At 64.8% G+C, this 20435-nt stretch carries 26 protein-coding genes and 2 pseudogenes; 2 read left to right on the forward strand and 26 right to left on the reverse strand.

All coding sequences use genetic code 11. The features are described from left to right. Window positions 1-708 carry a hypothetical protein gene (locus F572_RS0102495; protein ID WP_018158367.1) on the reverse strand — a complete coding sequence of 236 codons (708 nt, stop codon included), beginning with the start codon at window positions 706-708 and terminating at the stop codon, window positions 1-3. Then, entirely contained in the window at window positions 705-1409 is a 705-nt protein-coding gene (locus tag F572_RS0102500; RefSeq protein WP_018158368.1) for a hypothetical protein, read from the reverse strand. The genes F572_RS0102495 and F572_RS0102500 overlap by 4 nt, the downstream gene beginning before the upstream one ends. A 1309-nt stretch (window positions 1410-2718) precedes the next feature. Between F572_RS0102500 and F572_RS0102505 the strand changes: the two are divergent. Beyond that, window positions 2719-3063: pseudogene (locus F572_RS0102505) on the forward strand (integrase core domain-containing protein); the annotation flags it as partial. Between the two features lie 180 nt (window positions 3064-3243). On the opposite strand, the gene F572_RS0102510 reads toward F572_RS0102505, so the two are convergent. Further along, on the reverse strand, window positions 3244-3687 hold the full coding sequence (locus tag F572_RS0102510) for a prepilin-type N-terminal cleavage/methylation domain-containing protein (protein WP_018158370.1): 444 nt from the start codon (window positions 3685-3687) through the stop codon (window positions 3244-3246). 263 nt (window positions 3688-3950) lie between these two features. Between F572_RS0102510 and F572_RS0102515 the strand changes: the two genes are divergently transcribed. Then, window positions 3951-4412, forward strand: coding sequence for a tetratricopeptide repeat protein (locus F572_RS0102515; protein ID WP_018158371.1), 462 nt, complete (start codon window positions 3951-3953; stop codon window positions 4410-4412). A 56-nt stretch (window positions 4413-4468) separates the two neighbouring features. Here F572_RS0102515 and F572_RS16045 read toward each other — a convergent pair. The 23 genes and pseudogenes from F572_RS16045 to F572_RS0102630 form a co-directional block, all read right to left on the reverse strand. Next, window positions 4469-4693: pseudogene (locus tag F572_RS16045) on the reverse strand (DNA cytosine methyltransferase); the annotation flags it as partial. Between the two features lie 71 nt (window positions 4694-4764). Then, complete coding sequence (locus tag F572_RS0102520; RefSeq protein ID WP_018158372.1) at window positions 4765-5025, reverse strand: hypothetical protein; 261 nt, start codon at window positions 5023-5025, stop codon at window positions 4765-4767. 74 nt (window positions 5026-5099) lie between these two features. After that, window positions 5100-5522: an antirestriction protein gene (locus F572_RS0102525; protein WP_018158373.1), complete on the reverse strand. Its 423-nt coding sequence runs from the start codon at window positions 5520-5522 to the stop codon at window positions 5100-5102. A gap of 223 nt (window positions 5523-5745) precedes the next feature. Continuing rightward, a complete protein-coding gene (locus F572_RS0102530; protein ID WP_018158374.1) occupies window positions 5746-6687 on the reverse strand; it encodes an ArdC family protein in 942 nt (313 codons plus the stop codon). A 215-nt stretch (window positions 6688-6902) separates the two neighbouring features. Beyond that, entirely contained in the window at window positions 6903-7118 is a 216-nt protein-coding gene (locus tag F572_RS0102535; protein WP_018158375.1) for a hypothetical protein, read from the reverse strand. A gap of 629 nt (window positions 7119-7747) precedes the next feature. Further along, window positions 7748-7921: a hypothetical protein gene (locus F572_RS15750; protein ID WP_018158376.1), complete on the reverse strand. Its 174-nt coding sequence runs from the start codon at window positions 7919-7921 to the stop codon at window positions 7748-7750. Between the two features lie 128 nt (window positions 7922-8049). After that, window positions 8050-8469 carry an STY4534 family ICE replication protein gene (locus tag F572_RS0102545; RefSeq protein WP_018158377.1) on the reverse strand — a complete coding sequence of 140 codons (420 nt, stop codon included), beginning with the start codon at window positions 8467-8469 and terminating at the stop codon, window positions 8050-8052. Window positions 8470-8654: 185 nt separating this feature from the next. Continuing rightward, window positions 8655-8846, reverse strand: a complete 192-nt coding sequence (locus F572_RS15615) for a hypothetical protein (protein WP_026181389.1) — start codon at window positions 8844-8846, stop codon at window positions 8655-8657. A 187-nt stretch (window positions 8847-9033) separates the two neighbouring features. Next, window positions 9034-9270 (reverse strand): hypothetical protein, encoded by a 237-nt coding sequence (locus tag F572_RS0102560; RefSeq protein ID WP_018158380.1) that lies wholly within the window; start codon window positions 9268-9270, stop codon window positions 9034-9036. Window positions 9271-9294: 24 nt separating this feature from the next. Continuing rightward, the gene (locus F572_RS0102565) at window positions 9295-11529 is read right to left on the reverse strand and encodes a DNA topoisomerase III (protein WP_081611937.1); all 2235 of its coding nucleotides are present in this window, start codon (window positions 11527-11529) and stop codon (window positions 9295-9297) included. Between the two features lie 8 nt (window positions 11530-11537). Further along, window positions 11538-12050, reverse strand: a complete 513-nt coding sequence (locus F572_RS0102570; RefSeq protein WP_018158382.1) for a hypothetical protein — start codon at window positions 12048-12050, stop codon at window positions 11538-11540. Next, window positions 12047-12271, reverse strand: coding sequence for a hypothetical protein (locus F572_RS0102575; protein ID WP_018158383.1), 225 nt, complete (start codon window positions 12269-12271; stop codon window positions 12047-12049). Before F572_RS0102575 ends, F572_RS0102570 begins: the two co-directional genes overlap by 4 nt. Before the next feature lie 3 nt (window positions 12272-12274). Beyond that, window positions 12275-12469 (reverse strand): hypothetical protein, encoded by a 195-nt coding sequence (locus F572_RS0102580; protein ID WP_018158384.1) that lies wholly within the window; start codon window positions 12467-12469, stop codon window positions 12275-12277. Then, window positions 12462-12857, reverse strand: coding sequence for a single-stranded DNA-binding protein (gene ssb / locus F572_RS0102585; RefSeq protein ID WP_018158385.1), 396 nt, complete (start codon window positions 12855-12857; stop codon window positions 12462-12464). Before ssb ends, F572_RS0102580 begins: the two co-directional genes overlap by 8 nt. Before the next feature lie 186 nt (window positions 12858-13043). After that, the gene (locus F572_RS0102590; protein WP_018158386.1) at window positions 13044-13394 is read right to left on the reverse strand and encodes a hypothetical protein; all 351 of its coding nucleotides are present in this window, start codon (window positions 13392-13394) and stop codon (window positions 13044-13046) included. Continuing rightward, window positions 13384-13791: a hypothetical protein gene (locus tag F572_RS0102595; protein ID WP_026148254.1), complete on the reverse strand. Its 408-nt coding sequence runs from the start codon at window positions 13789-13791 to the stop codon at window positions 13384-13386. Before F572_RS0102595 ends, F572_RS0102590 begins: the two co-directional genes overlap by 11 nt. A 153-nt stretch (window positions 13792-13944) precedes the next feature. After that, window positions 13945-14772, reverse strand: a complete 828-nt coding sequence (locus tag F572_RS0102600; protein WP_018158387.1) for a PFL_4669 family integrating conjugative element protein — start codon at window positions 14770-14772, stop codon at window positions 13945-13947. Window positions 14773-14823: 51 nt separating this feature from the next. Then, on the reverse strand, window positions 14824-15117 hold the full coding sequence (locus F572_RS14715) for a hypothetical protein (RefSeq protein ID WP_018158388.1): 294 nt from the start codon (window positions 15115-15117) through the stop codon (window positions 14824-14826). A gap of 60 nt (window positions 15118-15177) precedes the next feature. Then, the gene (locus tag F572_RS0102610) at window positions 15178-15996 is read right to left on the reverse strand and encodes a PH domain-containing protein (protein WP_018158389.1); all 819 of its coding nucleotides are present in this window, start codon (window positions 15994-15996) and stop codon (window positions 15178-15180) included. Next, a complete protein-coding gene (locus F572_RS0102615; protein ID WP_018158390.1) occupies window positions 15993-17285 on the reverse strand; it encodes an STY4528 family pathogenicity island replication protein in 1293 nt (430 codons plus the stop codon). The genes F572_RS0102610 and F572_RS0102615 overlap by 4 nt, the downstream gene beginning before the upstream one ends. Beyond that, window positions 17282-17920 carry a DUF2857 domain-containing protein gene (locus F572_RS0102620; RefSeq protein ID WP_018158391.1) on the reverse strand — a complete coding sequence of 213 codons (639 nt, stop codon included), beginning with the start codon at window positions 17918-17920 and terminating at the stop codon, window positions 17282-17284. Before F572_RS0102620 ends, F572_RS0102615 begins: the two co-directional genes overlap by 4 nt. Before the next feature lie 3 nt (window positions 17921-17923). Further along, on the reverse strand, window positions 17924-19507 hold the full coding sequence (locus F572_RS0102625) for a ParB family protein (protein ID WP_026181390.1): 1584 nt from the start codon (window positions 19505-19507) through the stop codon (window positions 17924-17926). Then, window positions 19500-20345 (reverse strand): ParA family protein, encoded by an 846-nt coding sequence (locus F572_RS0102630; protein ID WP_018158392.1) that lies wholly within the window; start codon window positions 20343-20345, stop codon window positions 19500-19502. Before F572_RS0102630 ends, F572_RS0102625 begins: the two co-directional genes overlap by 8 nt. Between the last annotated feature and the right edge of the window lie 90 nt (window positions 20346-20435).

Below are 20435 nucleotides of genomic sequence, written 5' to 3' on the forward strand. Positions count from 1 at the left end.
CTACTCGTCGTGGATGGCGAGGGCGTGCATGAACCCGCGTGGGTGCCGGAGGACCGCGACACCTGCATCCGGATCGAGGCTTTCCAGCGTCCATTGCCCGTAGCGCCCGCCCACGCGGATACGCTCGCGGCCACTCGCGCCTTCCAGGATGGCGAAGTGGCGAGCCCCCCAGTGTTCGATACCCGTCAGGGTGGCGTTCGGTTCCGGCGTTTCAGGCGTTTCCTCCAGGCGGGCGACGCGGCGCTGCGTGGCATTCAGATCGCCCCTCAGCGCCTCGATGGGCTCCAGGGCCTCCGAGGATTCCACCTCGGCGCGCAGGTCCATGAGTTCACCCTGCAGGGCCTCCAGTCGGTCGATCACGGCCTGATCCGGTCCCTGGTGGTCGATCGCGGACTCCAGCCCGTCGAGCTTCTCGCGAAAGTCGCGTTGCTCGGAGCGCAGCGCGCGCAGATCCTCGTCCTGACTGGCGACCCGTGCCTCCAGGGAGGCGAGCAGCATTTCCAGTTCGTTGAGGTTCCCTTGATCGACCTCGGCGACCGGTTCGGCCGGCACGGGTTCGGGTTCCTCGGTTTCGGCCTTTCCGCCGCCGATGAACATCAGGAGCAACCCCGTTACGACGGCGAGGCCGACGACCGGCCCCGCGATCTTGAGCCAGCGCGGGATGGGCTGAGGCGCTGGACGATTGTCCGACTTCTCGTTCTTGCTCATTGATCACCTCGCAGAATCGACCGGGCGCGGGACGGGGCATACCGGGCGGCCACCTCGTCGCTGGGGATCTCCAGTTCGGCGCCGGTGCGGAGCTGATTCGGGTTCGGCGTATTGGCCGGGAAGAACGCGTGCGGGTTGGCCTCGAACAGCGCGGCAGCCATGCGCGCCGGTTGCTCCGGCGAAATCGCCTCGGCGATGGAACCGAGGGTCTCTCCGCGCTGAACCGGACCATACAGGCGGGCTGTTGGGGGCTGGGGCGCGAGCACGTCGCGCACGGTGTCGGCTTTGATCGCGTGACCTCGCGCCCGTGCGGACTCGGCGTAAGGCGCACGCGGTTCGTAGGAGATTTCCCGCATGGCGGGATCGACGACCAGGCGCCAGGTGGGGCCGGCGAGGGTGGTAAGCGCATTCTCAAGGCTCAGGGGCCCCAGCTCTCGATGCACCTCGGGAAGCGGTCGGGTCAGGAGCACCCGCATGGCCGGGTCCGCCTTGGCCGGCTCCTCCAGCTGATACCCGCTATGTGTCAGGAGGTAGGTGAGCGCGGAGCCGACGTGCTGGACGTCCGACGGGAAATCCATCTGGACCGTGACCTGCAGGGGCTGCACCTGCTCGGGCGCGGGCGCATCGGTGGCGGTGAGGTATCGACCCACCTGGATGTCACTGGCCGCGGCGGTTCCCCAGGAGGTGAACGTCAGCGCCACAAGGAGTGCGGGTAACCGTGTTCGCATGTCTTGCCTCGCCTGCTTGGAATAAAGACCCGCGCCAACGGAGGCGCGGGCACCAGCCCTAAGGGGTATGGGCTGCCCGCCGCCAAGGCAGCGGACGTCGCCAATTCTCCGGGTCCCGCGTGTGGCGACTACGAAAAATCCTGAAGCGAGCGCGAAGGGTTTTTGAGTTATCCACAAAAACTGGGGATAACTGCATGGGAAGGAGGGGGAAGAAAGCGAGGGAACAAGGACTTGCCAGGCGTGGGCAAAACGTAACCAGCCACCCCGGTTGGGTCGGGGGTGGCTGATCCGCGCGTTGACTTCGATTGAGGTGCTTCAGGACCGGGCGCGTCGATTGTGCGATGGCCCGGTCGAGTAGGAGTCGTCCCCAGGGCGGATCGATCTCACCCTCCTGCAGTAGCGAGTCGTATTCCGGCGATCCATGGTTTTGGGGGGATGGATCTATCTCGAATGGCGCGGCAGTACCGCACAAAGGGACCCACGCTGCACCTGGCGGTGGGCGGCCAGTGATTTGAATCACGGAGACCAGAGTCTCCCCACGGCGGGCGCTACGCACCGACCGTGGGGAGACCCCCCTAAACCATTCGAGAAGAACTCGTGCCGGGCCCGGAGGGCCCAACGAGTTGACTTGTGAACCTCCACCGAGGATCGGTATTGATCGACTGACCCGAGCCAGGGACAAAATTGGATCAGCCGACAGCGCCGCGCCGCAAAGGGGCAAATGCGGCGCCCCCACTCTCGGCGCGTAGGGGCTTTTGCCGACGGGCGTCGGCAAGGGGCCTGATACGCTCAGGCGGGCGGTGTAATACTCATTGGACCTCATGATGGCACTTCCGGGCAATACACCGGAATCGTCGTGATGTAGAAGCGCGCTCCACTACGTGACACCGGCCCAGCGACACTCGGGCGAAGCGACCCACGTCCTCGCCCGCAGGCGAGCCACCTATGAGCGCGCCCGTCAGGCACGTCCCGAACGCTGGGCCGGTAACGTCCGGGACTTCGGCCTGCCCGAGCAGGTCCATCTGAACCCCGAACAAGCCGCGAGCGGTTAACCAACCCCTGCACCCCGTTCAGGTGACATCCACCTTGACAGATACCGGGGTCGGCCCAAGCCAACCTGTTGATCAACAGAAATTAGGCTGGATTTTGGCCGGTTTCCGTCTTGAACCGGCGTTTTTGCGGTCGAAAACAGGATTCCTAATGGCTCAAATCAGCCAACAAAGATTTGTAGTGGTTATGAAACGGAGGTTTGTGTTGGTCCAACTCCGTTGGGCGGGCGCTCCAACCGGAGCCGGGACTGCTGCTGCACTCCGACCAGGGCTGCCAATACACCAGCGCCGCCTGGCGGCGGCTGCTGGCCTGGCACCAGATCCAGGCGAGCATGAGTCGCCGGGGTAACTGCTGGGACAATGCCGTCGTCGAGCGCTTCTTCCTGAGCCTCAAGACGGAACGCGTCTGGCAGCGCCGCTACGCGAACCACGGCGAGGCGCGGCGGGATATCGCGGACTACATCGCTCGGTTCTACAACACCGTTCGCATCTACTCGACGCTGGGCTACCTGCCTCCCAGCGTCTACGAGCAACCAATGGCAGCCAATCCACCTAACGCGGTGTCCGAAATCACTTGACCACCACAGTTGGGTTGCGAGGGCCAGGGGTAGGGCCTATTCTCGGAGGTGCGCGGGTGCTCCCTCACTCGCGTGTGATGAAAGCGGCCCCGGTCAGCCACAACTGGTCGGGGCTTTTTCGTGGGCATAAAAGAGCCCCGGACTGGCCGGGGCTCTTGGAACTTCGCAGCGCCTGACGGATCAGTCGTCAACGCAGCCAGTCGGAAGATGACGCTCGATCATGTCGCCACCAGCCGCGCAGACCCAGCCGGCGATATTACCGTCATCCGCGAAGCTGTCGTTGCGCGGAGAAAGGGTCATGTTCCCGTCGAGGCTCGACTCATCAGCGTCCCAGGTGATGGTGATGACAGCGTCATCGTCGTCAAAAGCCACCTCATCAATGTATCGGGACTCATCGATGTTGTAGTCGTCGATAGTGATCCCACTAAGCGGGCGGCCGACAGCAATCCGTTCGCCAATGTCGGTACGCAAGCCGGCAGTGGCGGACAGACCTTCGGAAGCCTGCGCACGGGCGGTGTAGTCGTTGTAAGCCGGCAGGGCGATGGCGGCGAGGATGCCGATGATCGCGACGACGATCATCAGTTCGATGAGGGTGAAGCCCTGTTGGGCGGTTTTCTTCTGCATGGTAGGTCCCCTAGTGTTCAAGTTGGGCGTCCTTGCGGAGCGCATTGGTGTGTATGCAGGTGGCGTGCCAACGCCGTGGAATCGCGGTGTGGTGCGGCTCTTTACTGTGGACTGTAGACCAGGCCGGGAGCGTGGCACAGGTTGGGCCGCAAACGGCACGGGGTAACCTGTGCCAACCGATCTACTCGGCACAGGCCGAACCTGTGACACAGGTCTCGCCTGCGGTGTTGTACGCTTGAGGGCCACGAACGGAGGGAGTGGATATGCACTGGGTCACGTTGGGCACGGCGATGGCCGTCACGGGGCTGGCGAAGCGCACGGTTTGGCGGCGTGTGGCCGGGCACCCGGAGTGGAAAAAGAACATGGAAGAGCCCCTGCAGCGGGCGCAGGTGGCGCTGGAGGCGCTGCGCCATGATCTGTTGCTGCGCGTAGAGGGCGAAGACGATCTCGCGATGGTCGTGCGAGCCGACAAGGGCGATGCGGACGCGATGACGGATCTGGCGTTGATGCTGCGGGAGGCCGCTAACGCCGCCGCCGCCCTGCCCTGGCTGCAAGCGGCGGCCGAGACCGGGCACCCAGACGCGATGCACTGGATCGGGCGGGCGTTGGTAGCGGGTGACGGCATCCCCACCGATCAAGCGGCCGGGCTTGATTGGATCCGCAGAAGCGCGGCGGCCGGGCACGTCATCTCGCAGCAGCAGATGGACGCCATCTCTACACGGTGATGCTGTCGGTTGGGGGCGGGACCCTTAAAACCTTCTCCATCTATACTCCAATGATGCGGCAGTTCCTGGTCGCCCCGCTTGCGACGGGACACTTTCCGATCACCGGCTGGGGTGAATCGCAGGGTAATCCCGCGGTGCGGACCATTCTCGCGAACAAGACTTTTAAGCTCGAATTGCTGACCCGGGCTGATTCCGGCCCGTGCCAGCCGTCGGCCTTCCAACCACAACCGCTTGGTCCCCTTGCGTTCTCCCAGGGTCGTGTAAATCACTGTCGTTGCCATAGGCCTATCTCCTGCATGGAGGGGACAGACCGCCCCCCCACGGGGAGCGGTGTCCCCGAAGGGGCGTGTGGTCAAGCGGCTTGCTTGCCGGTCGCAACCGCCAAAGCCAGCGATTCGATCGGCTCGATTTCGGCGAGAAACGCCAGGTGTTCGAGTGCCTGAGCACGTAGGGCGCCGGGTGACGTGTCCATCGGCTCCAGTGCGTGCGAGTTGAGAAGGAATACGCCCGGGCCATGGCAGACCATGATCCGGGTCGCGTCCGAGCCAAGGGCGTACAGCCCTCGGTCTATGGGAACCAGGTCCCCAAGAATGGAGTGATGTCGAGATTCCACGGTCAGTCTCCTGTGTCGAGGGACGACCGCCCCCAAAGGGTCGGTCGTCCCTTTGGGGAATGGAATACCGTCGGCTAGTCGATCGCGCGAAGGATCTCGCCGGACTCGTCGTGGTCCAGGGCGTAATCCCTCAACCAGTGGTACAGGTTGATGTGCCGATCTTCGCGAAAGCGCCAGGCCATCGCGTTGAAGGCGAACAGACAGGCAACAACGCCCGCCGCGTCCGGACTTAACTCGCCCTCGTAGCCGTTGCCGGGCACGACGATCCGCAGGTTCCGTTCCTGTTCGGGAGCCATATAGAAACCGCCGTTGGAAAGCTCATAGAACTCCCAAAAGCCGCCTCTGTAGGCGTCCGCCAGGGTTCCCAGCGAATCGAAGACGCAATTTTCAAACGCCAGGGCATGTGCCCCGAGATACCTCGGCAGGATCCGGATCCGTTCGAGGTCCGGGACACGGTGGCGATGAATCGCAAGATCCGTTTCAGTGCAAAACGTCATGGTCTATCTCCTGCAAGGAGGGGACAGACCGCCCCCACGGGGAGCGGTGTCCCCGTGGTGGGTAAAGGAATGGATCGACCGGGGAAGCCGGCGCACCCCTGCCCGATCCGGGGGTGCTTCAGGGGCCTGATACGCTCAGGCGGGCGGTAAAGCCGTCATTCCCCAGGGCCGCGCGCGACCCTCGGGAATGACGGCCCGAAGGCCGTCAAGGTTGAGAGTGGATTCATCCGGTTGCTTCGGACTGTGCCTCGGCCTCCGGCCGCAGGTGTTCAGCGGCTTTCCGGGCTTGGCTTGCGGCCCGGAAAATGGCCCGCTTGTCCTCCTTGAGCTTCCGGACCCAGGAGCCGATGTAGCCCTCGTGGCGAAGATCCCCCTGGATACCGATCTCGGCACACAGGAAGGCAGCGCCCAACTCGGCGACCAGCTCCTCGAACGCATAGCGTTCGGACCCGAAGTGATCAAACTCCACGATCCCCTCGCGCGCGAGGCGGGACTCGTGCCCCGTCCAGTGCGTGAGTTCGTGGAGCGCCGTGGCGTAATAACCGGCCTCCTCCCGAAACGACGCCTTCGGGGGCAACTGGATGTAGTCCGGACCGGGCGAATAGAACGCCCGGTCGCCCCCATGTCGGATCAGAGCCCCGGAGGACTCCAGCACCGATTCCGCCGCCTCAATGGGCGTGAAGCTCGGTTCCGGAGCATCCCCGGTGGGACCCACGCGATACCGGTCCCCCAGATCATCGATCTGGTCCACGTTAAAGAGCTTGAAGGCCCGAAGGATCGGCACGGTTTTCATCACCGGCTCGCCCTTCTCGTCCGTCACCGGCTTGCCATCCCGGTCGGTCTTCGGCCGCTGGATCGGCTTGAAGAACACGGCCAGCGTGCTTTTCTCGCCCTTGCGCACCGATCCGCCGGCATCCTTCGCCTGCTTGAAGGTCATCCACCGACTGGTGGAATACCCGTGTGCCACCTCCCGCATCCACAGGAGCATGACGTTGACCCCGTGGTAGGGGCGATTGGTCGCGGCATTGACGGGCATTCCACTCGCCAGCGCCGCCTTGTCGCCATCCCAGGGCTTGACCCAGGGCACGACACCGTTTTCCAGGGCCGTAACGATCTGATCGGTCACTTCCTGGTACAGGTCCTTGGAGGCTTCTTTCTTGGACATGGTCTGTCTCCTGCGCATGAAAATGGGGACAGACCGATCCCCGTGGGATCCGACTGCCCCACGGGGGTTGAAATGGTATGTTGACCTTTGGCACCCGAGCAGCGAGGCGCCGGTGATGAAGGTCATTGAAGGTCAACGTTCCACCCTGGAACAGGCGCTGACACGCGCCTTGTTCAGGGGTGAAACCGAGCGGTTCGAGCAGATCAACGATCAACTCAAACCGCGCGCGGTAACGCTCCGTACGATTGCGACTTCAGATCGAGACGTGCCAGCAGCTCCTCGTCGATCAGACGAAGCGCAAGATTGATGTCGGCACGGCCCTCCCGAGTGCTCACCTGAGCGTTCAATGCTTGCTGACGCCGCTCCAGGATTTCCTGTTCGGTCGCCGCTTCCAGCCAGGCGATAAACGCCTTGATGGTTTCCTTGTCCATCGATGCTCTCCTGTCTGTGAACGGAGAGCGCCCCACCGGGGAGTGCTCTCCCCGTGGTGGGTGAAGGAAATGGATCGACCGGCGAGCCGGCGCACCCCTGCCCGATCCGGGGGTGCTTCAGGGGCCTGATGCGCTCAGGCGGGCGGTAAAGCCGTCATTCCCCAGGGCCGCGCGCGACCCTCGGGAATGACGCCCCGAAAGACAGCCGAACCCCAGGGCAATGTCCCGGGGTTCGACGCGCTACAGCGGTCAGCAGGGTGCTTCAAGGCACCAGTGACGCGGAGGTGGAGTCACCACCCGAGGTGGGCGGCGTTTGTTGATGTCGGGCTGAGTGAACCGAAGGTCCACGCGCTTGCCCGCGCGCTTGAATGCCATGCCTTCGTGTTTCCGGCTGATGTGAAGTCCTCGCATGAGTCTGTCTCCGAGTGTTGGGGACAGACCGCCCCCACGGGGGACGGTGTCCCCGTGGTGGGTGAAGGAAATGGATCGACCGGCAGTGCCGGCACCCTTCTCCCCGATCCGGAAGGGTTTTAAGGGGCCTGATACGCTCAGGCGGGCGGTAAAGCCGTCATTCCCCAGGATCGCGCGCGACCCTCGGGAATGACGCCCCCGAAGGGGCGCCGGCTCGATCAACCGATCCGCATTTCCAGATGGTGAAGATCGGACGTGGAAAGCTGTTCCAGATCGGCATCCGTAATGGGCTCCAGGGTGCGGCTATCCAGTACCTGGAAACCGCACTTGAGGGCCTCGGAAACCGAGTCGAGCGAACGAAATAGCTTGGTGATGGTGGTGCGAGCTTTCATGGGGTTTCTCCGTCAGTTGTGGGACACCCCGATCCCTCCTGCCGCAGCAAGAGGGATCGGTGGTGTCCCACAACGGAGACACCCTGCAGCCAAGGGGGGAGGACCCCCTGGCGAACGGTCGGTCGGATTCAGGCGGCCGCGCTTTCCGGTTCCTGAGTCGAGTCCGCAGATGCGGTGTAGACGGTTTCGCCGTCCACCTTGACCCAGGCGATCCGGAGCAGCCGAGCCTTCAGCGAAACGCCGGTCTGACCGGCTTTCTCGCCTTTCTGATACTCGAACAGATCCGGGTACAGATCACCCAGCTTGAATCCGATGAGGACCTTTCGATCTTCATCGATGTAGGTCTTGGCGGCCTTGATCAGCCGCTCGGCTTCCGCCCCGCTGACCCGGCAATCGAACCGGGTCTTGTCGGGGGCGTCGGCGGATCCATGCAGCGCGACGATGTCGCACGCATAGAAGGACGCCCCCTTCTTGGGGCTCACCTCGCGTACCCGATTCAGGTAGCCAAGGCCGGTGATGTGCAGATCGAAGTATTTGTTCTCAGACATGGTGGTTCTCCTGTTTCAGTGAAATCCGGAGAAACCATGCCCGTCCGGGGATTGGTTTCCCCGGGAGGGTGAAGGTAGCGCGAGGCGCTACTTTTTCTTGCTGCGACGTTCCTGACGCCAGCCAATGACGTTCAGGATGACGAAGACGATGAAAATCAGAGTGGCGATCAGCGCGAACGGCTCCATCACGACTCCTCCTCGTTGATCTGGATGTTTCCGATGACCAGGAGCATCACTCCGAGCGTGATCACGTAGAGCACGCTGGCCAGCGGCACCGCCTCCAGGAACAACGCGACGATACTGGCGACGATCATGCCGACGCCCATTTTCCGCGAATCTTCCTTGACGGTCTGGATGTTGATAAGGGGTCTTTTCACAAAGGCGCCTCCTTCGAGAATAGCCGAAAGAGACGCGCCCAACCGGGGGGAGGCTCTCCCCGGCGTGGGTGGATGGAATACAGCAGGACCGACTGGCTGGGCCAGCGCACCGCTACCCGGTCCGGGCGGTGCTTTCAGGGGCCTGATGCGCTCAGGCGGGCGGTAAAGCCGTGTGACGCTTCTAGTTTTATCCTTCCCAATAATCGTCTGTCAATTCATGCGGTTCGAGAGGGCGCTCGATCTGGCGCAGCTCCCGCACATCGGCCTCAATCCACGCATGGTCCCGCTCCCGATAGAGCAGCCGCCGCATGGGGTTCTCGTCCGGAATATCCAGGACTTCGCAGACCCCGTGCTCGGGGTGTTCCACGGTCGCGCCGGCGGCGCAGTGATCGCGGCGCTCGATGGGGAATCGGATGATCGCCATGGGCTCTCCTGTAGTCTGGCGCAGTCAGTCGAACTGCAGCTGCACCTTGCCTTCCGTTAGTTTCGCACCGGCATCAAAGGTTTTGCCAGTCCGTTTGCTCTTGAGACCCTTGAGCTGTACCAGGTCCCCCGCGAACAGCGTGAGCGCCTGGGTCTCGGTCAGCTTCTTGCCACTGAGCTGCTTCCAGACAATGGCGTTGCACGCTTCGCACTGCCAGGCCTTGGGTGATTCCTTGATGTTGCCCTGCTGGGCGCAGCCGCACTGCCCGACCGGCCCCTGTTTTGGGGCCTTGCCGGGTTTTCCGCCCTGGTCGGGCAGCGTGGTCGTGCAGTCCGGATAGCGGGTACAACCCCAAAACGCCCCGGACCCGCCCTTGCGGCGCCGCATGGGCGAACCGCATGCGGGGCAGGCGTGCTGGGCCTGCGCCTCGACCTGAACCGCGTCGGCGCCCTGCTGTTGAACGTTCTGCACCAGTCGCTTGACCCATTCGGACTGCCGTTGCAGGAACCCGTCGATCTCGCCTTCGCCCTTGGCGATCTGGTCCAGAGCCTGTTCCCACAGGGCCGTGGTGGACGGGTCCTTCACCGGATCCGGCAGCGCATCGATCAGCGACCGGGCGGCGGCCGTGGAGGTGAGTTTCTTCTTGCGCTCCTCCAGGTAGCCGCGATCCATGAGGGTCTGGATGATCCCGGCGCGCGTCGCCTCCGTGCCGATGCCCGTGTTCTCTTTCAGGACGCGCCGCAGCCGCTCGTCCGCGATCTCGCGGGCGATGTTCTTCATGGCGGCGAGCAGCGTGCCCTGGGTAAAGCGTTCCGGCGGGGTGGTTTCCTTGTCGCGGATCTGCGCGCCGGCCAGTGAGACGGGGTCGCCTTTCTGCACGTTGGGAAGGGCCTGGTCGCTTTCGGCGCGCTCCTCGGCCGAAGCGTCCGTCTGGATCAGTACACGCCAACCGGTTCGGCGATTGACGCGCCCCTGCGTGCGGAACGTTTCGCCTTCGGCCGCGACTTCCAGCCGCGTCTGGTCGTACTCGTAGGCGGGATAGAACTGTGCAATGAAACGGCGTCGGATCAGGTCGTAGACCGCCTGTTCCCGCGACGACATCGCGTGGACATCCGCGACGGCGGTGGTCGGGATGATGGCGTGGTGTGCCGTGATCTTCGCGTCATTCCAGCAGCGTCCCTGTACGGCGGCATCCGCGCCTTCGACCAGGTGTTCGATGGTCGAGTCGCTCTGCATCAGTCCCTGCAGGACGTCGCGTGCCTCGCCGTGCTGGCTGACGGGCAGGTAGCGGCAGTCGGTCCGGGGATAGGAGGTGGCTTTGTGCTTCTCGTACAACGACTGTGCGGTATCGAGGACCTCCTGCGCCCCCATCCCCAGCCGTTTCGATGCCTCCTGTTGCAGCGTCGAGAGATCGTAGGGCAGCGGCGCGTTCTCGCGCTTGCGCTCGGTCTGCGCCAGGGTCACGGTGCCTTGCACCCCCTGTACACGCTGCGCCACAGAGGCGGCCGCCTGTTGACTGGTACAGCGGCCTTCGGAGTCACTCACTCCCTCGGGTGGCACCCATCGGGCCTCCCACGCGCCGTTCGTATGGCCGCAGCGGACCGATACCTCGTAGTACGGGACTGGCTTGAACTGTTCGATCGCGCGGTCACGATCGACCACGAGCTTGAGGGTGGGCGTCTGGACGCGCCCGACCGAGAGCACGCCGTCATACCCGCGTGCCTGCGCCGCGAGGGTGTAGGCCCGCGTGAGGTTCATGCCCACAAGCCAATCGGCGCGGGCGCGTGCCACGCCGGCGCGGTACAAGGGGAAGGTTTGATCCCCCGGTAGCAGGTTGGCGAGGGCCTTGCGCACGCTGGCCTCGTCCAGCGCGGCGAGCCAGAGGCGCTGGATCGGCCCCCGGTAGCCGCACAGATCCAGCACCTCGCGCGCGATCGTCTCGCCTTCCCGGTCGGCGTCCGTCGCGACGACGACTTCGGAGGCCTGTTTCAGCAGGGACCGGATGCTGGAAAAGTGCCCCTTCACCTTGGGTCGCACGTTCATCCGCCACTGGTCCGGCAGGATGGGAAGCGTCTCCACGCGCCACTGCTTGAGCGCCGGGTCATAGTCTTGTGGCGGGGCCATTTCCAGCAGGTGCCCGAAGCACCAGGTGACTGTCACCCCATCCCCGCGAATACACGCATTTTCCTTGCGCGAAGCGCCGAGTACGCGCGCAATATCGCGGGCTTGTGAGGGCTTTTCCGCAAGAAACAGTCGCACGACCGGACCTACTCGACCGTGGAGCGCACTTTCGCGCGGAAGCGGTCCATGAACGCGTCCGTGGCGGGGAAGCCGTCTACCTGGTCCGTACCTTCGTAATACTCCACGGCGATGTGACTGCCGTTTCCTTCACGGGAAATGTCCATCTGAACCACGCCGGCGTGACCGAGGATTTCGCGGTAGTCCCGCACGGAGTAGAAGGAGCCGGGGTTTTCATGGAAATGGTAGGCGTCCGAGGCCTCCAGGTACGGCTGTCCGGCGGGATTGGTGCGCTGTTCCAGCGGCAGATACCCGAACTCGCGGCGGATGCGATTGAAGGTAGTATCAACGTCGGTCGCGGTGGTGACCTCGAAGTTGAGGACCTCGTTCGCGTACTGCTGTTGGCCGCCGCCCTGGTTGTTGGACCCAGCCGTGGAGCTGCTGGATGTCGTCGGGCGCGTCTCCTCAATCACGATGCAGCCGGACAGGGCCGCGATTGCGGCACCGGCAAGGAGGGTGCGGGTGATCGTGCCGTTCATCATGGAGTGTCTCCTTCTTCCTTGGTTGGGTCATCGTCGGCGACGCGCGAGGCGATCGTGGGTTCTGGCTTCGTGGGGACACGGGTGACCGCGGCCCATTGCCCTCTGCGCCAGTCGGCGCTTTCGTCGGCTTCCTTCCCGGCCGCCTGGTCGCTGTGCGCCTCGAAACGGGTCGTGGCGACCACGCGACCGAGTTCCACCAGTTGGGCCTGGTACACGGGCATGCCTCAGCGGGCCTCGTCGGGATGCGTCCACTCGCCGCACCAGTGGATGGCGTTCGTGATGGGAAACGGTCCGTCGCTCGCGCCTGCGGGCTGCAGCAGTCCCGGAGGGTGGCGCCGGCAGGAGCCTTCATTGGTGCCCAGACGGTGCCAGTAGATGCAGGCATCGCAGCGCGCACGGGCGAACTTGGTCTCAGGCATCCGTCCCTCCCGCGCTCTCGTCACGTCGCCGGAACGTCACGTCCTCGACGCGCGCAAGATCGAGATCGACGGCGGACGCGCGGACTTCGAGGCGGGATCGTTCCTCGCCGGTCTCGCGGTCACTCCATGTGGACTCGAACAGTTCGCCCTCGACGTGGACCCGAGCGCCCTTCGGCAGCAGGCGCGCGGCCTGCTCGGCACGGGGGCCCCACAGGGCTACGTCCAGCCAGAACCCGCCCTTGTCTTCAAAGCCGCCGTTGCCGTCGGGCTTCGGTCGATCAAAGAAGATGCGGAGGTTGGTGACGGGGGTTGATTCGCCGCCGCGCTCGGCATGGCGGAGCGTGGGCGCCGCGCCAAGGTTGCCGCGACCGGAAAAGGCATTGGACATTGATTCGCACCGGACATGGGTTCGATTTCAGCGTGCGCGGCGCCCCATCCGGAAGCTAGGCGAAATCCTGAAGTGAAGCGGGGTGGTTTTGGCCGAAAGATGCCGACTCGTCCTACTACTGGCTCAGGGTGGAACGGGGTTCCACCCCCTCTGGTCTGGCTCAGGGTTCCACTATCGGCATAGCGGTTACGCGGCGGCTCTCGCCGTCTCGATTTTCGCGATCGTCACGAGCTGGAACCGTTGCCGATCACCCAGGCGGTGATGGCGAATCTGCTCCAACGCGTGGTCTGGTCCTGTGACGTCGATGCCGAACTCCGTTCGTGCCCGCCAAATGACACGCAGTGCCCGCGCCTGATCGAGCCCGTCGAAAAGCTCGTCGAGTTGCACTAGGTCAAGACCATTCCAGCCGTCCAGCGGCACGATATGCCCCGCCCTGGCTGCCTCTTCCATGGTCATGCTGCCGATTGACCGGCGCATCGCCCGGGCAGACTTACGGATACCCTCTCGCAGTTTCTGACCCATGGCGTCATTCAGCATGGCTCCCTCCACCGCTCCATTGGTCTTCCAGCGCGTTCAAGCCCTGGAGCTGGGTGACCAGGTCCTTGAGGCGCAGCCGCTCGTAGTTCCTCCTGCGGTGCTCGAACGTGAGGATCCGCCCTCGACGTTCGATCTTCAGCCACGCCAGACGCGTTCGCAGGGGTACGCCCTCGCGGGAAAGTGCCTCCTGCAGCATGTCCGACGTAAACATCAGCCAGGACTGGCCGATGCCGTCGAATCCACGTAGACGCCACCGGAACACGGACCCGCCTTCCCGCCGGGAGCGATGGATCGCGGGATGTGCGACCCAGGGCCGCTGGTACGTGTTCTTGAACTCCTGCACCAGCTGGTCCATCTGATCATCGATCTGCCGTAGCTCGGTTTCGAGAACCTGCATTCGCTTACGTGCGTCAGCGAGTTTCATGTATCCCTCTCCAGTGGCCCCGCGCCCCCCTTACCCTTAAAGGGCCCTTTAGGGCATAACTACATGGCAGGCCTTCGGCTATAACTACTCTCCGTGCATCTGAGCCTGGCGATCCATCAAGGTCCATCACGTTCCGGTTTCCTGAGCCACGGGCGAGTCGTAGGACTCGGCGCGCTCGCCTGCAGGGGCATCAGTTTCATCGTCCTCGTCGTCATAAAGCCCCGGGGGCGGCTCGCTGCGCGCCTTCGGGTCCCGAATGTCGGGTGCCACCGGCGCCCGCAGTTTCCCCTCCAGGACTTCCTTCGGCGGCATGCCGAGGTTCTCGATCGCCTGTCGGGCTTTCGCTGTGCCAGCGGCCACGTCGTCCCGGGTCACGCCCTGATACTGGAATCCCTGCGGAGCGTTGAACGCACTGCGGACCAGTCGGCCACCCTGATACAGCATCCTCTCGCTCTCGTCCCGGCCCATGAGCCCGACGTGGCGTGCGGTCAGGATGGCGCGTGCGGTTCGATCGAAGTCGGCGACCAGGTAGGCCCCCATGAAACCGTAGGGGTTCGAGAACTCCAATGGGACGGTGCACGGGCTTTGGCTCTGAGCCACGTCGATCTCGATTCCGGGCATCGAGGCCAGGAGTCGCTCGGTCTGTTCCCGGAGGGCATTGATGCCCTCGCGGTTCTCCGTGAGGGATTCATAGGTCTGGAGCAGTTTCCAATCCGCCCACGGATCATCCAGGGCGGCGGCTCGCCAGATCCGCCGCATCGTGGTCGCGAAGCGCACGAGTCCGATGATGGGCGCCTTCTTGTCGGTGGCTCCGCGTCCGTGCACCAGCCGCTGCGCCTGGCGCGTCTGGATCTCCATCGCGGCGGACCCGCGCAGGCCTCCGGGTGATGAACTGGCGGTACGCCAGTCCACGATGGGGTCGGCCTCGTTGGGCATGGGTTTCGTGTCGGCCATGGTCGCCTCCTAATGTCGTGAGTGCCGGGAGATCCCGGTCAGCGTGTTCTATCACTGCCCCCCAGCTTCCCGGCAGGCCAAATCCCAAATGGCCTGCCAGGGAGCTTCCGGGCGGTGATCATAAAGATCGGAACCTTCGATAAAGAGCCTGATGGCCGTGAGCGCGGACGCCTGGAGATCCGGATCGAGTCCGCGCAGGTCGGACAGGTCGAGCGGCCATTCCGGCGCGTTGTAGCAGGCCAGCAGCACGCGACGGACGGAGCGCGACTGCCCGCTGCGGTTCAGCGCCACGTCCAGCAGTCGATCCAGGGCCTGATCTGCGTCTACTGTGGCAATCCTCGGCACAGCCGTTCTCCTGTTGGTCTGGCTCAGGGTGTGAGCCCCTCACACCCCCTCTGGTCTGGCTCAGCGATCCCAAACCGCGTCCACGCGGCGTTGGATCTCCTCCTTCACCTCCAGGGGTCGTCGGATCCCGTGCAGCCGGATCTCGCCAGTTTCGCCACCGCCCGCCGAGGACACCCGGACCTCGCCGATTCCGATCAGACGATCAATGACTCCCTGTTCCAGGGTCGGGATCCGGGCATTGGCATAGCGCAACGTGCGCCGGTGGCGCGCGATGATCCCGGTCTGCACCGTCACGCGGTCGGGGTCGAGGGTGAATCGGTAGTAGTAGATCGCGAACACGATGCGGATCGCGGTGAGCACCATCCAGATACCGAGGACCATCGACAGTGCTGCCTGCACGATGGGCAGCTCGCCGATGCCCGGGATGGTCATGCGCCACTCGGCAATGCTCGCGCCTACTGGATCGGGCAACTGCCCCAGCCAGGCCACGATCTCCGGCGTCCAGGCCAGTACGGCGAAGAGCAGCACAAACTTGAGCACCGTGGGCCATACGCTGCGCAACGCCGGCCGCAAGGTATAGGTCGGCACCTCGGCGTCCGCGTTGGCGGACTGGTCTCGGGGTGGCTCCCCGTCTGACTCCGGGCGGTGTTCCCGTGCGGCCTGTCGCAGTGACTCGCTTGGTTCCTCGTCGTCTGCTGGCCGAGGCGGGGGCTCGGGTGGTGAATCGGGATCGACCTGTTCCACGCCATACCCCGCGTGATGGTCGCCCCAATACACTTCGACCAACTCGTACCGCTGTTCGGTCTCGCGATTCAGCGCATCCCGGACCACGCGAGCCCGGCCGTGGCTGAACGGCATGTCATGTTCATCGAGGATCATGCCCCTGGCTCCTTGGATCGGTGGGTGCTGCGGCTACGGGCCTTCTCCAGCCGCTGCACCAGTTCGTTGTTCGCGTCGGGCTCGACCGTGACGACCTGGGCCTCGGCTTGCTGGACGCTTGCCTGATCGATTCGCCGTTCGCGCTCCGCCTGCTCGGCCTTGCGTCGCCGTCGTTCGGCCGCATCCACGGCGTAGCTCGGCAGGAACTCGCCGCTGCGCGCCCGCTTGGCGACGGCACTCAGGTAGCGCAAGGGGTTGCGGATCGGATCCGTCTGAGCGCGATCCCGGATGGCACCGGCGACCTCGTCCAGGACCTGCTGGGCCTGGTCGGCGGGTAATCCCTGCAGACATCGGTCTGCGAGCTTGCGGTGATCGGCGCCGAAGCTCTCGGGATAGTGCAGCTCAGCGGCGGTCTCCTCGCTGTCGCGCGCGCCCGGTGGTTCCAATACCTCAGAGGTAGGTTTTGTAGTAGTAGGTTTATATAAACTACTACTACCCCCGCGCGCGCGAGCCGAGTTAAGATTCTTAACTCGGTACGAAGTGGCTGTTTTTGAGGGATTTTCGTCGGGCTGGTCCACCGAGTTAAGATTCTTTACTTGGCTCTCACCCGAGTTAGCCTCCTTAACTTGGCCACTTCCGGCGAGACCCCCGGGACTCGCGGCGGCCCGCACTGCCGGGTCGGGGTTATGGGTGGCGAGGCGGCGCTCAAAGCGACCGCCGGTGTCCACGGGATCCGTAAGGTCACGGTCGGCATCGAGGCGCTGATGGATCGTGGACAGCACCTGCCGGGCGGCCTCGCGCACCCGTCGATGGCCGTGATCGGTCAGGCTCTCCAGATAGGTGATGTACTCCGGATCGAGGTACATCGCCTCGGTGACCGATACCGCCTCGTCGTGGATCGCGTAGACGCTCCCCCGGTATCGGCCCTGACCGTCACGGACGCGATCGCACAGCGAGATCCAACGCGTGATGCGCAGCATGGCGATCGCGGCGGCGATGGTGGGCCGGGACCCAAGCCCCGCACGCGTGAACTCGTCATACGACGGGAATCCGGCGGGGGCCTTGGGGTCGGAGTTCGCCTGGATCACCATCCAGGCGAGCTTGTCCGTCGGCCCCAGCTCGTCCGCGTATAGCAGTGCCCGGGGGTGGGAGTCATGCCAGTTCCCGAAATACAGGACTGCGCCTTCCTCCTCCCCGCCGGGGTCCGGCGGTCGATCCCGTAGCTGGCGCGCGGCGTCCTCCAGGTACGCCTTGAGCCCTCGGATGCGGGGTGTGATCTCCTCAGTCATGACGAGCCCCCGGCGGAATAGAGGTGGGTCCCGAACTGGTGATGCACCAGGTCGACCACGGGCCGCGCCGTCTTGGCGGGATACGTTGGGGCCCGATCAGCGAGCGTGTGCTGACACTCCGCGACGAGCCGGTAGACCGCAGAGGCCGAGGCGCCCGTGCTGCGCGCGACGTGGAGATAGCGATCCGGATCGGGTAGGTCCTTCGGGGCGGCCCGCCATGCGTCCCACATCGCCTGAGCCTGTTCGGGCGTGGGTGATCGCGGCCGACCGGGCTGCGAGGGCAGCCCGAGCACTCGCCGACGTCGGGCCACATCCGTCGTGGTCATCCCGAATAGCGCCTCCATCATCCGGGCGTCCGCCTGGTGCCGCAGCAGCTCGTCCTGGACCTGGCGGGACTGGACCTCGCCCCGCGCTCGTTCGATCAGCTGATCGAACCGATCGGCGTCGATCTGCAGATCAATGAACAGATGCCCGAGCCGCGAAATCTCGACCAGCTCGTCGAACGTCATGTCGGCGAGGGTCGAGGCTTGGTCCGGTGTGAGGCCCAATACGCTGAGGGCGTTCACGTCGGCTTCCTGCAGCCGGGACATGGCGTAGCGCAGGACATGGAGGGTGAGATCCGTTGTGCTGCTCATGGCTCAGCCCTCCCACGGATCGAGGTCGTCCGCGTCCGCCTGGTGCTGCAGGTCCCGGCAGGCCTGGACGAGGGCGACGAAGTCGGCGAAATCGCGCTCGCGAAGGCACGAACTGACCATCCAGCCCAGTGCGCGCCAGGGTGGCTCGGGGATGTGCCGCGCGATGACCTCCTCCTCGTCGCCTCGGTGAATGGCTGAGGCCAGGCGATGGGTGGGGGCTGTCTGCAGGACGCGGTCCGGGTGCAGGCCGATCTGCGACCAGCTGACCAGCAGCCACCAGGTCCAGAGGCGGTAGTCGTTCTCCACCCCGTTCATCCTGGCCGCCGCCTCCTCGACCGTCTCGCTCGGCAGGTCGATGAAGTAGCCATAGCCGATGTCTACGGGCTGGATCTGATCGGCGTAGTGGTAGCGGGTGGCGATCTGCCGGGCCAACGTGTAGATCCGATCCCGAAGCTCCGCCACGGTTGGCGCGGGTCCGGGTCCGGGTCCGGGCGCGGGCTCAGTCGGTGCCGCCGTGGCCGGTGGGCTGGAAGGAGGCGGGTCACCCGCACCGGCCCCATCTCCGATCACTGGATCGGTTGCAGCCCCGGAACGTCCGGGGGACGCTCCGGGCGCCCCGCCGGGTGCGGCATCCTGGACGGGCGGTGTCGGTTGGCCCATTGCGCCGGGATCGGCGTCCGAGGGCATGTCGGCTGGGTCCGTCGTCCCCTCGGGGTCCTGCGTCGGCGGCGTATCGAGTTCCATCCGCACGGTGCGCAGATCGAGGGACAGTTCTTCGGCCAGACGCCGCTCCAGTTCCTGGCGCGCTGCACCGGGGTCCCAATCGGGCGCATCGGTGACGGCGAGCGCTTCCTCGAACACCATGTCCACTGCATCCTGGGCATGGCCGTGGGACTCGCCTACGGCATGAGCTGACTTGTGGAGCTTGCGGAGCTTCTCGACTCCGTCGCTGCCGAGGCCTCCGTAGAGGGCCTGCGGGATGCAAGGCAGGAGGGTCTTCGCAGCGTAGTCGAACCAAATGAGTAGCCGCCGCGAGGCGGTATAGCCGATCTCCTGTAGCCGCCGCTGGAGTTCGCTGCGGCTCAGACTCTCGCCGGCCTCCGCCTCGAACATCTCGCGCAGCCGATCGACCGCGAGGGCGCGATCGATCAGCGTCATCGTGCCGCGCATTTCGTTCTCGATCAGGTGTGCACCCAACACATCCTGGTCCGAGGTCCAGGGATGGAACAGCACATGGACCTTGCGGTACGCCTCGTCGCCGGTCTCTTCGTACAGCTCCTGCAGGATCTGCAGCCGCGTGTTCCCGCCGGCGCGCACCATATAGAGATCGTCGTCCGGACGACGCGTGACCTCGATGGCGTTGTTCAGACGCTTCTGCGCCCGGATGGAGGCCTTGATCTCGTCGTATTGCGGGTTGCGCTGCCGCCGGGGGTTTCCGTCATACGGCCGGATCCGGTCGATCTCAAGCACCATCTGCGTGACGGTCAGGGGGTCGCCTGGCGGCAGCTCCTGCGCCGCCGCATCGCCAAAATGGCCGACGGTCAGGCGGCTGCGCAGCTCCTCGGAACTCAGCTGTTTCTTAGCCATGTTGCGCACCCCCCCGGATCAGGTGAGGCAGCAGCTCCTCGGTGAGGCGGCGCATGGTCTCGGCACCGGACAGGGTAGGGCCTTGCCGGTGGGGCTCCCATCGATGGACGGGCACCTGCTGGGTGGCCGCCTCTCGGTAGGCCACGGCGGAGGGGATGAACGTATCGAGGATGGTGATCTGGCCTCGGCTTTCGCCGCAGGCCTCGCGCCGGAGTTCGTCCGCGATCGCGCGGCCGTCTCCGGTTCGGTCTACCCGATAGAGGAGGCCGCGAAGTGGACCGACCGGTGCGCCCATGGCCGCCATCGGTCGCAGCCGATCAAGCATCGACACGGTCCCGCGCGCGAACTCGCGGGCGGAGAGGATTTCAGGGGGAATAGGGGAGAGCAGGAAGTCTGCCGCCAGGACGGCGGCATCCTGCAGGGGGCCGACAGCCCCCTGGGTATCCAGCAGGACGACGTCATAGAGGTCGTCGTAATCCGCGAGGATGTGTTTGAGTCGCACGCGGCCGTCCGGCGTGTGCAGGATCCATTGCTGCAGCCGACCCTGGGGGTCGTTGGACAGCACAATGTCGAGTGCCCCGTCGTGCTCGCCGTCGAGCGGGATGTCGATCGGAGTGACCGTGCCGTCGGTGTCGCCAGCGGTAATGAGTTCGGTGAGTCCCCCGGCGGCGATCAGGGCCGGGTCCACCGGGAAGTAGCTGGACAGGGTGGGCTGGATGTCGGCGTCGATCAGCAGGACCTTGTAGCCGAGGTCCGCGAGGTAGGCGCCGAGGTTGGCCGTGACGGTGGTCTTGCCGACACCGCCCTTGGTTGATGTGGTCGTGATTCGGACTGTCATAATGGTGCCCCTTGGTACTGGTGTGTTTACCAGTCCTCACGGGTCACCTGACGTAACGCCCTCTACATTGTTTGGTCACCGGCACCGATT

It is taken from the genome of Thioalkalivibrio sp. ALE14 (genome assembly GCF_000376845.1).
Classification (GTDB): Bacteria; Pseudomonadota; Gammaproteobacteria; order Ectothiorhodospirales; family Ectothiorhodospiraceae; genus Thioalkalivibrio.

Coding starts and splice junctions, on each gene's coding strand:
- F572_RS0102495 (WP_018158367.1), bottom strand. CDS start 708: ATGAGCAAGAACGAGAAGTCGGACAATCGTCCAGCGCCTCAGCCCATC.
- F572_RS0102510 (WP_018158370.1), bottom strand. CDS start 3,687: ATGCAGAAGAAAACCGCCCAACAGGGCTTCACCCTCATCGAACTGATG.
- F572_RS0102515 (WP_018158371.1), top strand. CDS start 3,951: ATGCACTGGGTCACGTTGGGCACGGCGATGGCCGTCACGGGGCTGGCG.
- F572_RS0102525 (WP_018158373.1), bottom strand. CDS start 5,522: ATGACGTTTTGCACTGAAACGGATCTTGCGATTCATCGCCACCGTGTC.
- F572_RS0102530 (WP_018158374.1), bottom strand. CDS start 6,687: ATGTCCAAGAAAGAAGCCTCCAAGGACCTGTACCAGGAAGTGACCGAT.
- F572_RS0102535 (WP_018158375.1), bottom strand. CDS start 7,118: ATGGACAAGGAAACCATCAAGGCGTTTATCGCCTGGCTGGAAGCGGCG.
- F572_RS15750 (WP_018158376.1), bottom strand. CDS start 7,921: ATGAAAGCTCGCACCACCATCACCAAGCTATTTCGTTCGCTCGACTCG.
- F572_RS0102545 (WP_018158377.1), bottom strand. CDS start 8,469: ATGTCTGAGAACAAATACTTCGATCTGCACATCACCGGCCTTGGCTAC.
- F572_RS0102560 (WP_018158380.1), bottom strand. CDS start 9,270: ATGGCGATCATCCGATTCCCCATCGAGCGCCGCGATCACTGCGCCGCC.
- F572_RS0102570 (WP_018158382.1), bottom strand. CDS start 12,050: ATGATGAACGGCACGATCACCCGCACCCTCCTTGCCGGTGCCGCAATC.
- F572_RS0102575 (WP_018158383.1), bottom strand. CDS start 12,271: ATGCCCGTGTACCAGGCCCAACTGGTGGAACTCGGTCGCGTGGTCGCC.
- F572_RS0102580 (WP_018158384.1), bottom strand. CDS start 12,469: ATGCCTGAGACCAAGTTCGCCCGTGCGCGCTGCGATGCCTGCATCTAC.
- ssb (WP_018158385.1), bottom strand. CDS start 12,857: ATGTCCAATGCCTTTTCCGGTCGCGGCAACCTTGGCGCGGCGCCCACG.
- F572_RS0102590 (WP_018158386.1), bottom strand. CDS start 13,394: ATGCTGAATGACGCCATGGGTCAGAAACTGCGAGAGGGTATCCGTAAG.
- F572_RS0102595 (WP_026148254.1), bottom strand. CDS start 13,791: ATGCAGGTTCTCGAAACCGAGCTACGGCAGATCGATGATCAGATGGAC.
- F572_RS0102600 (WP_018158387.1), bottom strand. CDS start 14,772: ATGGCCGACACGAAACCCATGCCCAACGAGGCCGACCCCATCGTGGAC.
- F572_RS0102610 (WP_018158389.1), bottom strand. CDS start 15,996: ATGATCCTCGATGAACATGACATGCCGTTCAGCCACGGCCGGGCTCGC.
- F572_RS0102615 (WP_018158390.1), bottom strand. CDS start 17,285: ATGACTGAGGAGATCACACCCCGCATCCGAGGGCTCAAGGCGTACCTG.
- F572_RS0102620 (WP_018158391.1), bottom strand. CDS start 17,920: ATGAGCAGCACAACGGATCTCACCCTCCATGTCCTGCGCTACGCCATG.
- F572_RS0102625 (WP_026181390.1), bottom strand. CDS start 19,507: ATGGCTAAGAAACAGCTGAGTTCCGAGGAGCTGCGCAGCCGCCTGACC.
- F572_RS0102630 (WP_018158392.1), bottom strand. CDS start 20,345: ATGACAGTCCGAATCACGACCACATCAACCAAGGGCGGTGTCGGCAAG.